This window comes from Bacillus sp. SA1-12 (assembly GCF_000981385.1).
Lineage (GTDB): Bacteria > Bacillota > Bacilli > Bacillales > Bacillaceae > Metabacillus.
This window is the reverse complement of the sequence record NZ_LATZ01000004.1, coordinates 214,510-229,493: the sequence shown is the minus strand read 5'-3', so window position 1 is coordinate 229,493 and position 14,984 is coordinate 214,510. Positions and strand designations below refer to the sequence as shown.

Annotated in this window: 17 protein-coding genes and 1 pseudogene; 12 read left to right on the top strand and 6 right to left on the bottom strand. The window is 36.7% G+C overall.

The window, feature by feature from the left end:
* The 3 genes from WQ54_RS04585 to WQ54_RS31750 form a co-directional block, all read right to left on the bottom strand.
* Positions 1–375, bottom strand: a 375-nt coding sequence (locus WQ54_RS04585) for a helix-turn-helix domain-containing protein (RefSeq protein ID WP_156177693.1), incomplete at its 3' end; no start/stop codon positions are given.
* Between the two features lie 19 nt (positions 376–394).
* A complete protein-coding gene (locus WQ54_RS34210; protein WP_197089536.1) occupies positions 395–529 on the bottom strand; it encodes a transposase in 135 nt (44 codons plus the stop codon).
* Between the two features lie 128 nt (positions 530–657).
* Positions 658–1,491, bottom strand: a complete 834-nt coding sequence (locus WQ54_RS31750; protein WP_052737654.1) for an AraC family transcriptional regulator — start codon at positions 1,489–1,491, stop codon at positions 658–660.
* A gap of 153 nt (positions 1,492–1,644) precedes the next feature.
* Here WQ54_RS31750 and WQ54_RS04575 point away from each other — a divergent pair, with 153 nt between their 5' ends.
* From WQ54_RS04575 to WQ54_RS04540, 8 genes are all read left to right on the top strand, one after another.
* Positions 1,645–2,796, top strand: a complete 1,152-nt coding sequence (locus tag WQ54_RS04575; RefSeq protein WP_046512740.1) for a Gfo/Idh/MocA family protein — start codon at positions 1,645–1,647, stop codon at positions 2,794–2,796.
* Positions 2,786–3,685, top strand: coding sequence for a sugar phosphate isomerase/epimerase (locus tag WQ54_RS04570; protein ID WP_052737653.1), 900 nt, complete (start codon positions 2,786–2,788; stop codon positions 3,683–3,685). Before WQ54_RS04575 ends, WQ54_RS04570 begins: the two co-directional genes overlap by 11 nt.
* 219 nt (positions 3,686–3,904) lie before the next feature.
* The gene (locus WQ54_RS04565) at positions 3,905–5,335 is read left to right on the top strand and encodes a sugar porter family MFS transporter (protein ID WP_046512735.1); all 1,431 of its coding nucleotides are present in this window, start codon (positions 3,905–3,907) and stop codon (positions 5,333–5,335) included.
* 303 nt (positions 5,336–5,638) lie between these two features.
* A complete protein-coding gene (locus WQ54_RS04560) occupies positions 5,639–6,040 on the top strand; it encodes a hypothetical protein (RefSeq protein ID WP_046512732.1) in 402 nt (133 codons plus the stop codon).
* A 1-nt stretch (position 6,041) separates the two neighbouring features.
* Positions 6,042–6,722, top strand: coding sequence for a PspA/IM30 family protein (locus WQ54_RS04555; RefSeq protein WP_046512730.1), 681 nt, complete (start codon positions 6,042–6,044; stop codon positions 6,720–6,722).
* Between the two features lie 81 nt (positions 6,723–6,803).
* Positions 6,804–7,466, top strand: coding sequence for a M50 family metallopeptidase (locus WQ54_RS04550; RefSeq protein WP_046512727.1), 663 nt, complete (start codon positions 6,804–6,806; stop codon positions 7,464–7,466).
* A gap of 278 nt (positions 7,467–7,744) precedes the next feature.
* A complete protein-coding gene (locus WQ54_RS04545) occupies positions 7,745–8,242 on the top strand; it encodes a GNAT family N-acetyltransferase (protein WP_046512725.1) in 498 nt (165 codons plus the stop codon).
* A gap of 61 nt (positions 8,243–8,303) precedes the next feature.
* Positions 8,304–8,543 (top strand): hypothetical protein, encoded by a 240-nt coding sequence (locus tag WQ54_RS04540; RefSeq protein ID WP_046512722.1) that lies wholly within the window; start codon positions 8,304–8,306, stop codon positions 8,541–8,543.
* 126 nt (positions 8,544–8,669) lie between these two features.
* Here the strand turns inward: WQ54_RS04540 and WQ54_RS04535 are convergent, their stop codons facing one another.
* Together WQ54_RS04535 and WQ54_RS04530 are read right to left on the bottom strand one after the other, a co-directional pair.
* On the bottom strand, positions 8,670–9,605 hold the full coding sequence (locus WQ54_RS04535) for a TIGR03943 family protein (RefSeq protein WP_046512719.1): 936 nt from the start codon (positions 9,603–9,605) through the stop codon (positions 8,670–8,672).
* Between the two features lie 12 nt (positions 9,606–9,617).
* Positions 9,618–10,616 (bottom strand): permease, encoded by a 999-nt coding sequence (locus tag WQ54_RS04530; RefSeq protein WP_046512717.1) that lies wholly within the window; start codon positions 10,614–10,616, stop codon positions 9,618–9,620.
* Between the two features lie 258 nt (positions 10,617–10,874).
* Here WQ54_RS04530 and WQ54_RS04525 point away from each other — a divergent pair.
* Together WQ54_RS04525 and WQ54_RS04520 are read left to right on the top strand one after the other, a co-directional pair.
* A pseudogene (locus WQ54_RS04525) lies at positions 10,875–11,497 on the top strand (HAD family hydrolase).
* 41 nt (positions 11,498–11,538) lie between these two features.
* Positions 11,539–11,997 carry a GNAT family N-acetyltransferase gene (locus WQ54_RS04520; RefSeq protein WP_046512715.1) on the top strand — a complete coding sequence of 153 codons (459 nt, stop codon included), beginning with the start codon at positions 11,539–11,541 and terminating at the stop codon, positions 11,995–11,997.
* Positions 11,998–12,337: 340 nt separating this feature from the next.
* Here WQ54_RS04520 and WQ54_RS04515 read toward each other — a convergent pair whose 3' ends face one another.
* Complete coding sequence (locus tag WQ54_RS04515) at positions 12,338–12,982, bottom strand: DNA-3-methyladenine glycosylase (protein ID WP_046512712.1); 645 nt, start codon at positions 12,980–12,982, stop codon at positions 12,338–12,340.
* A 482-nt stretch (positions 12,983–13,464) separates the two neighbouring features.
* Here WQ54_RS04515 and WQ54_RS04510 point away from each other — a divergent pair, with 482 nt between their 5' ends.
* A complete protein-coding gene (locus WQ54_RS04510; protein WP_046512711.1) occupies positions 13,465–13,968 on the top strand; it encodes a hypothetical protein in 504 nt (167 codons plus the stop codon).
* Positions 13,969–14,019: 51 nt separating this feature from the next.
* Positions 14,020–14,907: a TIGR01777 family oxidoreductase gene (locus WQ54_RS04505; RefSeq protein ID WP_046512707.1), complete on the top strand. Its 888-nt coding sequence runs from the start codon at positions 14,020–14,022 to the stop codon at positions 14,905–14,907.
* The last annotated feature ends 77 nt before the right edge of the window (positions 14,908–14,984 follow it).

Genomic DNA, 14,984 nt, shown 5'->3' with positions numbered 1-14,984 from the left:
ACGCTGCTTGTGCTTTTCGAGATAGCCTTCCGGATCCATCTGAAAAGCTCGCAACTTTTTTAGGTATTCTACCTCTAAACGCAGAAGTTCGTTTTCTCTCTCCAATTTTTGTTCGTACGTCATTTCTTTTTCTTCTGCAACTTTTTTATTTCTTTTGTTCTTATTAAGATCAGACATGGATGGCCGTCCTTTCGGTCTATCCAGGGCCTCAGGACCACCCTCCAAAAAAGCTTTCTTCCAAGAAGCTACCATAGAAGGGTTGGTTAGTCCAAATTGAAGGGCTGTATCAGTCTCTGAAGAACCTGTTCTTTTCATAAAGCTTAATACATCTAGCTTAAATTGAACAGAATAAGTTTCCTTGTTCTTCTTTCTCATTAACCCTTTCTCCCCAAATTTAAGCTTTTACCCATCTCAAAATACGTGTGGAGTCTTTCATATTATACTTTTGTGCTAATAATCTATATCCCAATTTACCTTCTAAATACTCTTTTACAAGCTTCAACTTAAATTCTTCACTATATTTAGCCACTAAAAAACACCCCAATAATTAGATTTCACTCTAACTTTTGGGGTGCAGTCCAGGAAAGCTGCTTTATTAATTGGAATCATTCTTCTATATAAAAGTCTGCATTATGATTAACAGGTAACCTGCCAAATCTAAAATGTAATATTACGAAACTTATTTGGAGGAAGACCATTTGCTTTTTTAAAAGAATTTATAAAATGTGTTTCGCTATGAAATCCACAGGTAAATGCAATACTTTTTATTGAATAATCGGTATTATGCAATAAATGTTTGGCGTGATTTAATCGGTGCCGAATTAAATATTGAATAGGTGTTAAATTAGTTGATTTTTTAAATAGTCTTAGAAAGTAATATGGACTTAAATTGACATGTGATGAAATTTCCTCCAAAGTGAGTTCATGACTAAAATTGACTTCAATAAAAGAAATGGCTTTAGTAACAACAGCATTCATTTGTTCTTGCTGCTTGAAGGCAATTTTGTTTAACTCGTAAAGAATCTTGCTGATAATAATAGACTGATTTTCTTCATCAATTTGTCTTTTTTCTGTATCTTCGAGAAGTTGGCTCAAATGCATTCTAAGGTTGTTCTGAATGGTGGGGAATACACACCCGTGTTTTGGAAAAATCTGTTCAAAATAGGCTTGGCTGGCATTTCCTGCAAAATGAACCCATTTAAATGTGCTATCTCCTTCCGAGTAATAGATATGAGGTTTATAGCAGTTTAGGAAAATGAATTCTCCTTCAGTAGCACAATACTCCTTGTTTTCAAACTTTACAACCATTCTGCCTTTTTCTACATATAAAAATAAAAAACTGTTCCAGTTATTGCGATTAACATAGTAATCACTATTTGTGTAAAATGTTCCGCTGTAAATCAAATGATATAAGGCCTTATAGGCGAAGTCGCTTGGTTGATAAAAACGCATTTCGGAATGAGGTAAAATACCTTTTTCATTCATTTTCATGTAATCACCTTCGTTTATATACACATTATTTATTTTAGAAACTTTTGAACTAGTAGAGCAATTATTTACAATATAACAGCAATAATCAATGATGACAACGCTTTCTGAAATCGATAGTATTAAATTAAATTTTTAATAGGGGGAGTAAAGAAGATGAATGTACGAATTGGTTTAGTAGGAGCAGGGTGGATGGGAAAGGCACATGTCACTTCATTTCATCAAGCTGCAATGGTTTTTGGAAGTAAATATGGAAATCCGGTTTTTGAGATCATTGCAGATGTTAATAAAGAGGTTGTTGAATCAGCCAAAAAAACCCTTGGTTTCAATCGTTCAACGACCAATTGGCTTGATGTTGTGACTGATGCCCAGGTAGATGTCGTTGATATTGCCACACCGAATGCCTTTCATTTTGAAGTCGCAAAGGCTGCGTTAGAAAATGGGAAACATGTGTATTGCGAAAAACCCTTAACACTTACGTTTGAACAATCCTATGAATTGGCGGAGTTAGCGAAAAAGAAAGGGGTAGTCAATTATGTAGGCTATAACAATGTCGTTAATCCTGCATCGGCCTACATTAAAGGGTTAATTGATTCTGGTAAACTGGGAGAAATCATTCGATTTAACGGTACTTATGATCAAGATAGCTTGCTCAACCCAGAGATACCGCTATCATGGCGCCATATCAACAAATATTCAGGATCAGGTGCATTAGGTGATCTTGGCTCACATTTACTAAGTTTGTCACAGTACTTAATGGGAGATATAAAAACAGTTCAAGCAACATCAAAAACATTCATTAAAACAAGACCAAAAACAATCGGCTCTCAAGAACATGGTCAGGTGGAAAATGAAGACGTGATCATTTCAATCGCCCAATACAATATCGGGGCAATTGGAACTATATCTTGCAGTCGTGTTTCCGCTGGAAGAAAGAACTATTTAACCTACGAGATTCAAGGTACAAAGGGAAGCGTGTACTATTCCCTTGAAGACATGAATGAAGTTCACGTGTACTTTACATCTGATGATCCTATTGATAGAGGATTCAGAAGGGTGTTTTTAAACGAAGGGCATGAAGGTTACAGTGCTTTCCAGCCAGCTGCCGGTATTGCAATTGGTTATAACGATATGAAGGTAGTAGAAGCGCATAAATTGCTGAAAGCTGTTACACAAGGTGAGTCATATACATGTGATTTTGCTTTTGCCGCAAAGGTCGATGCAACTGTCAAAGCTTTGTTGGAATCAGCCAAGAATAATATGGCGGTAGATGTGGCTTCAGAAGGGGGAGTTAAAGTTGCGTATTAAAATTGGTACTGCCCCTGATTCTTGGGGTGTTTGGTTTCCGCAAAATGAAAAGCAAATCGATTGGAAAACATGTTTAGATGAAATGGAACAGGCTGGCTATGAGGGGATCGAATTGGGACCTTGGGGTTATTTGCCTAATGACTATAAGTTGTTAAAACATGAATTAGATTCGCGTAACCTTGAATTAGTTGCTACGACTTTAGTAGGCGATTTGATGTCTGTTGAAAAAACAGACGATTTGATTGAGCAACTGCATAAAATGGCAAAGTTGCAAGTGCAGTTTGAAACGGCCCCATATGTCGTTTTAATTGATGATTGCTATACCGATTTATTTACTGGTGAGATTGTACGCCCAGTGGAGCTGGACGAACAGCAATGGAAGCAATTTATTGAGAATATAAATCGCATAAGGAATGTTGCAAAGGAAGACTATCAGCTAGAAGTTGTTTTTCACCCTCATGCACAAAGCCACATTGAAACAGAAGAACAAATTGAACGCTTGTTAAATGATACGGATATAAATCTATGCTTGGATACGGGCCATCATGCGCACAGTAACGGGGACCCAGTTACTTTTATGAAAAAGCATCATGAGCGAATCCCTTACTTGCATATTAAAAGCTGTGATCTGGAAGTAAAAAAGATGATGGAAGCAAATAACTGGTCATTCGCAGAAGCAGTTAAGAGAGATGTCATGTGTGAACCTGAGTTAGGTGTTGTGGATATGGAAGCATTCTTTAATGTGTTGGCTGACATTCATTATGAAGGTTGGTTAGTTGTTGAGCAGGATATGTACCCGGCACCTTTTGATAAACCATTTCCAATTGCAAAGCGGACAAAAGGGTATTTAGATAGATTGCTAACTGAGAGAGTGCATATATACAAATAAGAGCTGCTGTGAAAAGGATAGCAGTCGGACCAAGGACAACCAAGATGCCATTGCTATAAACAGCCGTACAATACCTAGGTAACAAAAAAAGATTTATGCGGTGTATTTGTACAGTCTTCGAAGCCTGATGATTGTACACCGCATAAATTTGCTGCAGGACTAAAAGATGCAGCACCAAAGCATAAAGAATTCGATTGATCAAATAATCTAGTAAGGGAGATGAATATTCTGAAAGCGTATTCAAACGAAAGAGAGAATCATTCCTCTAGGAAATACTTAATGTTAGTCGTAACCATCGCTACTTTTGGGGGATTATTATTTGGGTATGATACAGGTGTTATAAATGGGGCATTGCCATATATGTCGCAGCCTGGACAACTAGACTTAAACCCGTTAGGTGAGGGATTTGTTGCGAGCTCTTTATTGCTTGGGGCAGCGTTTGGTGCATTATTTGTTGGCAGATTATCAGACTTTCAAGGAAGGCGTAAAACAATCTTACAACTATCGGTTGTTTTTATCATAGCAACCATTGGTTGCAGCTTAGCACCGAATTTTCTGATGATGATCATCAGCCGATTTATTTTAGGAATCGCAGTCGGAGGTGCTTCTGTTACTGTTCCAACATTTTTAGCAGAAATGGCTCCTGCAGAAAAGAGAGGGAGACTTGTAACTCAAAATGAATTAATGATTGTCTCAGGGCAATTTTTGGCTTTTTTATTTAATGCACTTCTTGGAAATATGTTTGGAGACACAAGCCATTTTTGGCGTTATATGTTACTTATTGCAGCTATTCCGGCAGCGGTGTTGGGAATTGGCATGTTGTTCATGCCTGAAAGTCCGAGATGGCTTGCGGGAAAAAGAAGAGACCGGGACGCATTGGATGTGTTTAAAAAGGTGAGGGAGCCAAAACAAGCCTCTGCAGAATTAGAGGAAGTCAAAACGGCTATTTTACTAGAATCCAAACAAGCAAAGGTATCAATAAAAGATTTAAATATAAAATGGATACGAAATATTGTATTGCTCGGAATTGGGATTGGAGCTATTTCTCAATTAACCGGCGTAAATTCTATTATGTATTATGGTACACAAATCTTACAAAATTCAGGTTTCGAGACAGAAGTAGCGTTAATTGCCAATATTGCAAATGGGATTATATCTGTATTGGCATGTATTACTGGACTCTATTTGTTAGGGAAAGTCGGTAGAAGACCAATGTTTATTACAGGTCTAGCAGGAACAACAACGTCTTTAGTGTTAATAGGCATATTTTCCATTGTATTTGATGGTTCCGATTGGCTTCCATATCTTGTCCTTTCTATGACTATCATGTTTTTAGCGTTTTACCAAGGCTCGATTGGCCCGCTTACATGGCTGACATTAGCAGAAATTTTCCCAATGCGCTTAAGGGGATTAGGTATGGGAGCTGCAGTTTTTTGTCTCTGGATGATGAACTTTCTTGTAGGTCTTTTCTTTCCGGTTTTAATGAATAGTGTGGGTATTTCTATGACATTTTTTATTTTTGCAGGATTTGGTATTTTGGGTCTTGTTTTTATCATATATTATTTGCCGGAAACAAAAGGATTGAGTTTAGAAGAAGTCGAGCGTTATTTTAGAAATGAAACGGAAGAGATTCGAAAAATAAGCGGATAAGGGATCCAATAAGAAAGGCGAAAATTTTATTACAGAAGAACTATTTATCATAACAACCACATCGATTTCGCTATCAATAGAAATTGGTAAATAAACAAGTCAGAATTACTGAACTTCATTTAGCAGCGTAGGGTATCTATTGGTCTAAGACCGATGGTATCCTTTTTTCTTCTCAACATATACCACAAATAACTTAACTTTCCCATTCTCTATTATTTTTTTAAAAATCTCTTCCTTTTCACCAAGTTTTCACCAACCTCTACTAAACTACAACCAATGATATCGAAAGGAGGAAAGAAAACGATGAATACTAAAGTCAAAAAATCAATCTTTTGGGGGACGATCATCACTCCAATGATGCTGGGAGTCTACTTTCTATTTGGTGGGAAGAGTGCTCTGGCAGGAGGTCCTCATGGACATGGTCCAGGTGGTATGGGACCGCGGGGAGGCTTCGGTGGCCACCACATGATAAACGGTCCTCATCATGTTGGATTTTCCTGGTTGGGCTTCCTATTATTCCTGATCATCGGAATCGCTATTTTGTTTCTTTTAGTGAAATTCCTTAGAAAGAAAGCGAAAGCTTCCTCGATGCAACAGTTTATTGATACATCCCTGATGAGTTCACGTCAACCGGTCATGAACAAAAATGAGAGCTTCTTAGATCAGTGGGAAAAAAATGTAACAACGAAAAAGGAGAATGAGTAGGATGGGAATTTTTAAAAGAATAAAAACAATTGCAAAAGCTGATATTAATCAACTGCTAGATGGGATGGAAGATCCAATTGCCATGTTGAATGAATATACGAGAGAAATGGAGAAAGAAATGGCTAATGCTCAGAAGGCTCTTTCTCGGCAGATATTTGCAGAAAATAAACAAGCTGCGCTTATTCTTGAAACAAAAAATATAGTGGAGAAAAGAAACAGACAGGCAAAGCTGGCTGTCGAGCATGAGGAGGATTCGATCGCGAAACTGGCGATTCAAGAAAAATTACTTCACGAAAAGCAACTAAGTCTTTATCAACAGCAATACGATGCAATTCAAGGACAAACACAACTTCTCAAGGAAAAAGTAAGTGAGCTTCTGGAAATCTATTATGAACTGCAAAATAAGAAAGTTCTATTGGCTTCGCGAGTAAATGTGGCTCAGTCAATTAAACAAATTCAGAATACAACGGCTTCCTTCCAGACAGAAACGATTGCCAGAGGGGTTGCCCGTGCAGAAGAACGAATTTTATTAATGGAAGCAGAAGTACAAGCGGGCAGCCATTTAGTTAATCCTTTGGCACAGCATGAAGCTTCCTTCAGAAACTATGTCAATGAAGAGGAATTAAATAGAGAGCTGGACAAGCTAAAGGGTGAAAAAGAGAGTCTTTTTAAGTCGGAATAGGATGAATACTGGAAAGAAAGCACCAGCGCGATATGCTTAGGTGCTTCTTTTCTTAATCTGAAAAAGAAAGGAGAATTAATCATGAATCTGAATCTAAACTTCAATTATACATTTCCTATTTATGTTTACTTGCTTACTGCATTGATCGTATCCCAAATTCCTTATGTAAGAGTGTATTTTTCTCTCTGCAACACCCTCCTCCACGAGGTCATTCGTGTCATTTTAACAGGGGGGGTGTTCAATAAAATGACATTGCATAACAAACAGAACTTAAACAGTGAACATCCACGATTTACACACACGCTTATCAACTATGCAGGATATACAGGAGAGTCACTCGCGGCCATTGGCTTATTTTATTTAGTATCAAAACAAAACTATGAGTATATTATCTATTTGTTTATCGGAGTGATAGGGATTGCGATGTTATTTTGGATACGAAATGTTTGGGGAATCCTCTGGGCATTGTCTTTTAGTAGCTTACTAGCTTTGCCGATTTATTTTAGGTATGACATCTTACTTATGCATATAAGTATCCTTCTAGCATCCTTCATCCTTATCCAATCGATTATGAACGGCATTCAAGTGTGCATGGAGATTCTTCTTAAACGGAGGAACCCAGCCTTGTCAGGATTTTTTGCCAGGATCAAAATAATCCCGGCTATGATTTTAGGGGTAATTCTTCTTGGACAATCTGTTTATACAGGATATTTTATTGTGAAAAATATTATCTCTTTATATTAATCAAAAATGAATGAATGATACGTGAGGAAGTGGGCATTTATTGGTCCTGCCTTTCAAGTTTTCTGATGAAATGATTCTGTATTTGAAGGGAAAATGAAAGGTGTTTTCCCTCCTGCTGCAGAACTTTTAGTATGTGAAAATAAGCCTAAAAAAGAAGAAGCTAATTATTATTCTATTGAGAAGTTAAAGGAAAGTCTGTTTTTATATGTTTAGTTAAAAAGAGGAGAATTTCGCTTTGTATATTGCAATTTTAAAAGTCAAACTGGGAGGATAAAAAAATGAAAATACAAATTGAAAATGCATCCGTCGGGCAAAAAACGGTATTAAGGAGATTACTAGAGTTTTATAAATACGATTTCAGTGAATATGATCCAGAAGATGTTAATGAATATGGAGAGTATGGTTATAAGTATTTAGATCATTATTGGACAGAACCTGAACGTTTTCCATTTCTGATTAAAGTGAATGAGAAATTTGCAGGTTTTGCCCTCGTGCGGAAAATAACTCATGAAACATTACATAAGGAATATTATTTTTCCATGGCTGAATTTTTCATTATGAAAAAGTTTCGAAAAGAAGGTATCGGTAAACATACGGCATTTTATTTATTTGATTTGTTCCCTGGAAACTGGGAGGTTGCAGAAATAGAAGAGAACGTTCCGGCTCAAACGTTTTGGAGAAAGGTCATTTCTGAATACACAAAAGACAATTATAAAGAAATTCAAAGAATTAATTGGAAAGGACCAATTCAAATTTTTAAAACAAAGAATAAATAAAGCAGCATGTATAGTATGGAAGTAACCCCCTCTAACCGATAATAGTGGTGGAGGTGAGAGAATGAACGAGAATTTATCTTTTATAAATGGAAGAATAGCCATTTTATCATCGCTTTTAGACGGTAAGGTAACGACAGCAGCAGCCTGCAATGTTACAGCAGAAGACTTCGCAAAGATTTGCGGGGACTTGAAGAATGAAGGATTAATAAGACAAGTGAATTTTGGAAATGTATTAAATGTTGAAGTAACGGAAAAAGGAATAAATTATATTGATAACTCCACGAATAGAATAAGAATCTAAAGGCAATCAATTCTTCCGATTGTCTTTTTTAGTCTGTTCTCGTAAACATTGTGATAGTAAAACAAAGAAATGACATAAAAGAACAGAAGCTAAATTAGATGAAACATTCAGCTTCTGCTTTTGAATTTACATGATTTTGACGCTAATTGGATAAAGATAAGGCTCCTTAGGTTCATTTATTTGTGTCCAATGGGTAATCCTAATGATTGGGAGCTCAGTTCCATTATATGAACCAATGTCCAATACGCCCTTTGCTTCAATCCATGTATCCTCATTGACTGTCAGGGCCTCAGGGAATTCTGTCAGAAACCCAATGATACTGGAGTCTGCTACACAGTGGGTAATTAAAAATCGAGAAAGCACTGCTTGATTTTGATTGAGACCATCTTCTTTGTAAACAAATCCTTTTAATTCAATTTGCTTGCCTTTAAATGCTTTAATATTCATATTGATTTCATCATAATAGGCAGCAAACATTTTATCATCCATCACGATAGCAGAACTTTGCGATAAATTTTGTGTAAGCTGATCATATTCTTCTTTTGTCAAAACGTTTTGTTCCAAGTTATTCGGTTCTGCGTTTTCTTCATGTACCGTATTTTCTTTGGCCTGCGTTTCTTCCTCTTGTTCAGAGCTTTCGCCACTCGTTGTTTGTTTTTGGCTTGTTAAAATCGCCATGCCGCCTTTTTTATCAGCAATAGAGGCGTCCAAAATCTTTGCCGGGAGCACGAAACCTGTTAACAAAGGGAAAACAATAATAGAATAAGAAACGAGCTTTTTTATCGTAAAAGGAGTATCACCATGATCATGATGGTGGTGATCACAAGTATGTTCCTCATGGTCATGCTGACAATGAGGATGATGAGTTTCCTTTACGGACCATATTCTTGTCAGCTGAACAATAAATAACAGCAAGAAAATAACGGCCGCAGACTGGCTCAAACCTTCGTATTTAGGATTAATAAATTTTGCCGTTTCTCCTGTAACATGAAGCTTAAAAATAAATAGTGTAAACGTCAGTAAAATAAGTGCTCTCAGCGCTTGCTGAATATGGAATGTCACAGATGATCCCTCCTAAAGAAAGCTTTGCAGCAGCATGATGATGATAAATACAGATGCAGCAACTAGACCAAGCACAGAAATGACGAACTTGACTCGGAAGACGCTTAGCATCATCAAGGTATTCTTTAAATCAATCATTGGTCCAAAGGTTAAAAATCCAAGGATGGATGAGGTTGGGAAAATACTGCTAAAGGATGCGCCAATAAAAGCGTCTGCTTCAGAGCAGAGTGATAAAACATAAGCCAGTCCCATCATAACCAGTAAGGATGAGACGGGATCATTACCTGCTGCAAGCAAATTTTTTGCAGGTAGATATGTTTGAACAAAGGCCGCTAAAAAGGCACCCATGATTAAGTATTTCGCCATATCAAAAAATTCATCGATTGAGTGAGTCAGCATTGACCAAAGTCGATTCGTAAAAGCTTCGTTGTTTGCCTTTTTGTGAGAATGACCGTTTGTAACCTGTGCTTTAAATTGCTGTCCTTTAAAAAGGCAGCTTACTGCAAATGCAACCAATATAGCAATAACAAAACCTACTCCCATTCGTAAGATAGCAATTTTTGCATCATTGCCAAATGCCATATAGGTTGAAGCGATCACAATCGGATTGATTAATGGACCAGTCAGCATAAAGCCGATAGCAGCATAAATTGGTACCCCCTTGGTCACAAGCCTCCGGATAATCGGAACAATTCCGCATTCACAAGCAGGAAATAACGCACCGACCACACAGCTCATCAGCACGGCCAACAGTCTATTTTTCGGAATGAACCGGCTAATATGTTCTTCTGTTACAAAGATTTGAATGACACCCGCTATCAGCACCCCTATTAATACAAAAGGCAGAGCTTCTATTAAAATACTGATAAAAATCGTATTTAAATCTAACAAAGAAGATGGGAAACTAGAAGGTAATGCAAATCCGGAGCTGAATGAAATAAGAAATAGAGCAACGACGATCAAAAAGACACCGGTAAGATCAATAATATTTGCACGAAGTATCCGAGACATATTTTCCTCCCACTATTAAGTTCATTTTTTCTTCTTACTATTTATATAAAGCTGCTCACATAAGTAGAATGGTTAATATGATTTTTACTAGAAGAATAAATCGTAATTGTTACGCTTTGTAGTTTAAAATAAGTTTATGAGCTTGTAAAGAAAAATATGATTAATTATGTAGTAGTGGAATACCTTGGAAATAGGAAATTTGCCATAATCATTTTATGATAAAATGTGGTTTGTGATAGACAAAGGAGGGGATATAGTTTGCCTAATTGTATTATTTTTGATGTAGATGGAACCATATTAGATACCGAAAAAGCTATCCTAAAATCCCTGCAACAGGTTTTAAGAGAAGAGGGTAAGGAGTATCCATTACATGATTTAAGATTTGCTTTAGGAATTCCGGGAAAGGAAACGCTGAGAAAACTAAATATAAGTGATGTGGAACGTGTCCATCCAAAGTGGTCACAAGCAGTACTAGACTTCTCTCACGAAGTAAAACTGTTTGATGATTTTGAAGATCTATTAAAAAAAGTATCAGAAAGTCCTGTCAAAATAGGCATTGTCACATCAAAAACAAGGCAGGAATAAAAGATGAATTTGACCCATTTGGATTAAGTTCATTTTTTGAACACACCATTTGTGCCGATGATACAAAAAGACACAAACCACATCCGGAGCCACTTCTAGCTTGCTTATCCGAATTAAATGCCGCTCCAGATGAAGCAGTCTATATTGGAGATTCGATTTATGATATGCATTGCGCCAACAGTGCCGGAGTGAAATTTGCACTTGCTTTATGGGGGGCGAAAACAGCCGAATCCTTTAAATCAGCAGACTACATCTTAAAGGAACCGAAGGACATATTAGATTTACTAAAAATCTAATGTGCCTGATTTAGTGATGGTCATTGAAGGAGATAAGGAGTATGAAAATAGGTCATAACTTTTTCATAAGACAAGCAACAATTCAAGATTTACCAAAGTTAGTTCCAATCTTTGATTCCTATCGTGAGTATTTTAAACAAGAAAAAAACCCGCAAGAAGTGCTTTGTTTTTTATTTGCAAAATTTGAAAGACTTGAATCGGTGATCTTTATTGCCGAAAAAGATAATGAAATCATTGGATTTGCCCAACTATACCCTGTTTTTTCCTCCCTATCATTACAACGTGTATGGTTACTAAATGACTTTTTTATTTCTGAGGATTTTCGTAACCTTGGAGTGGGAAAACAGCTTTTCTCGAATGTAAAAGAATTTACCATACTAACTAAACCAAAGGGTATAGAGCTTTCAGTTGAACATGAAAATAAACAAGCATGGACATTTTGGGAAAAACAAGGTTTTAAACTTGATGATGAATTTCGATCCTACTTTTGTAAGATTTAGGTAATGCGTTAATGTATAGGGATTGTTAAGAAATTTACAAATTGAGCTTTCTGTTAACATAAACGATTGAATGGGAGTTAAAAAACCTAAATCGCTAAAACTAATGGAATTTTACGTCTTCAAATTTTAGTGGTTTAGGATTTCTCTTCTGCAATCATCTCCTAAGCGGATTAAATAAGAAAATACCAAATTGATTTTAATCGAATAATCCCTAGCCTAGAGGCTAAGGATCACATCTGTAAGAAATTAAGTTGATTTTATCTGAGGATTCTTTATATAACTTCCAGTTAAAACCATTATGGAAATAAAGGATTACTGGGACATTTCTCGAAAATCCTGGCTATAGCTTAGAATCATGTAGTTGTAAAAAGTCTTCAAACGATTTATGAGTCTTAACAAAATCTCGATTCACTGCTTCCCATAGATAGAGTGAAGCGATTGAATGGTAGGGATCCCAGCTTCCGCCTTTTTCCTCCAAAACCTTTCTCCCGTCATCACTGTTATATAACCATTTTGCTCCGCGTTGTAATCCAACATCCAAATAGGATAAAACATTTTCTCTGCCAAGAGAAAAAATCAAAAACATTTCAGCTGTCCATTTTCCGATACCTTTTACACTAGTTAATTCAGCAATAACTTCATCATTAGGTAAGGCCTTAAGAGTATCTAATCTCACTTCTTTATTTAACACTTTCTGCGATAAATCTTTTATATAGTTTGTTTTTGATCGGGATATACCACTGCTTCTTATTTCATCCTCTGAAAGCATAAATACTTTTTCAGGTGTAATGATTCCACCTAATAATTTTTCAAAACGATCAATAATTGTTCCTGCAGCTTTCACTGAGAGTTGTTGACCAATGATGGATTTAACAAGTGAAAGATAATGATCATCTCGTTGATTTAGTTTCAACTCTCCAATAACTTCTATAAATTTACCCAGTATCGGGTCATTCTGACTCAAAATGTTTAACTTCTTTTCCATATCGATCACCTAATTTTAAAAAATTCCGTGGTATTTTCTTTTTCTTCATATCTATCTTCGAAGCCGCTTTATAATCAATCCTTGTATTTAATTTTATCTTTTCGATATTCATCATAAAAGTCAAGAAACCCTTTAAATTTTGTATTTTTTTGTAAAAAGTAAAGGTTTTTTTTGCTATAAAGAGAATTGGTATAAAGGTCCCTGTTACTTAACTTTAGGAAGTCGGAAATAAAATGGTGAAGTGTCGATTAGTTTTGAAGACACTGAAAAAAGGGAAATTTCGCTGAAAAAGTGGAGAAGCGCTGATAAATTGAAGGAAGTCGCCGATAACCTGGCCAAGTCGCTGAATGGAATAGCCGCAGAAATAGCAGAATTACACTATTAGTCTGGAAAGCCGGAAAATATTTCCGTGGCAGACACCAGCTATTGCAAACCTCTTATACGATAATAAAAATACGATTAACCTACCAAGGAGTCCTGCTATGAAATTCAATTCAAAGATGCGCAGAGTACAACAGAACTATCGCGAAGCAATTGAGCAAAATGGTAAGAAGAAAAAGCATACAGTGGAGGCCGTAATTGTGATCTGTTTGTTGGGCTCACTTGTACTGCTGAGTGAATTAGTTGGAGGTCATTTTAAGATTACTGACTCTGATCAGATGTTTGTAGAATCCAAAGCAGATGATGAGAGTAATTGGATGCGGATACTTCCAGAGATTGATAATAATTTAAATCAATTGACTGATGAATATAAGGGGATTTCAATCGATTTCAATCCGAAACCGATCAAGTATATTGTTCGAACATCTTTTCAAGACCCATACAATGAGAAGGTAAATGAGCTGGTGAATGTTAGTAATGAAATCATAAAGTCACATAACTTACCGGCCTTACAAAAGGAAAAGAAAACCTATGAGATTATTGTCATAGGAAAAAGTAATGTAGAATTAACACGAGGCATGTTCCGAAAGCGTGAAGACTTCTAAGTGACTCACTGCATTTGGATAGACAGAAATATAATAGATTGGGGTTTTACGATGAAAAAGGCAGTTATAGCGGGAGGTACGGGCTTCATCGGGGAATATTTTCAGAAAAAGTTTCATGAGCTTGGGTATGATGTGAAGGTTATCTCAAGGCAGCCGCAGTATATTTCATGGGATGATACCTCTGGAATAATTGATGCGTTAGAGGGGGCTGATCTTCTGGTCAATCTTGCTGGAAAATCTGTGAATTGCCGCTACAATGAAAAAAATAAGCATGAGATTATGCAGTCAAGGATAAAGACGACGAACATTCTCGGAGAATCGGTTTTGGCTTGCCAAACACCTCCTAAGGTTTGGATGAATTCCAGTACGGCAACAATTTACCGGCATGCTGAGGATCGTCCGATGACAGAGGAAAAAGGGGAGATTGGTTCAGGGTTTTCTGTGGATGTTGCGACAAGCTGGGAGAATGCTTTCTTTTCGTTTACTTTGCCAAACACAAGGCAAATTGCTCTCCGGATCGCCATTGTACTAGGTAAAGAAGGAGGGGTCATGACTCCTTATCAACATTTAGTGAGATTTGGCCTTGGCGGGGTTCAGGGGACAGGTAAGCAGAGATTTAGCTGGATCCATATTGAAGATTTGTTTCAAATCATTCTATTTCTAAAGGAAAGGGAGGATCTTAGCGGGGTATTTAATTGTGCTGCGCCAAATCCAGTAAGCAACAAGGAGCTTATGACTTTATTGCGGACTGAAATGAATGTACCTTTTGGAGTCCCTTCTCCAAAATGGATGCTTGAAATAGGCGCAATCTTAATCAAAACAGAAACCGAATTAGTGCTTAAAAGCCGCTGGGTAATACCAGAACGATTGGAGCGAGAAGGGTATACATTTACCTTCAATACGCTTCAAAAAACTTTGCGGGATATTATCAATAATTGAGAATGGTGATGGTTGGTTTATCCAACAACAAAAAGCCGATCAACTCTTTACAAGAGTTTTGATTGGTTTTTTTTGTT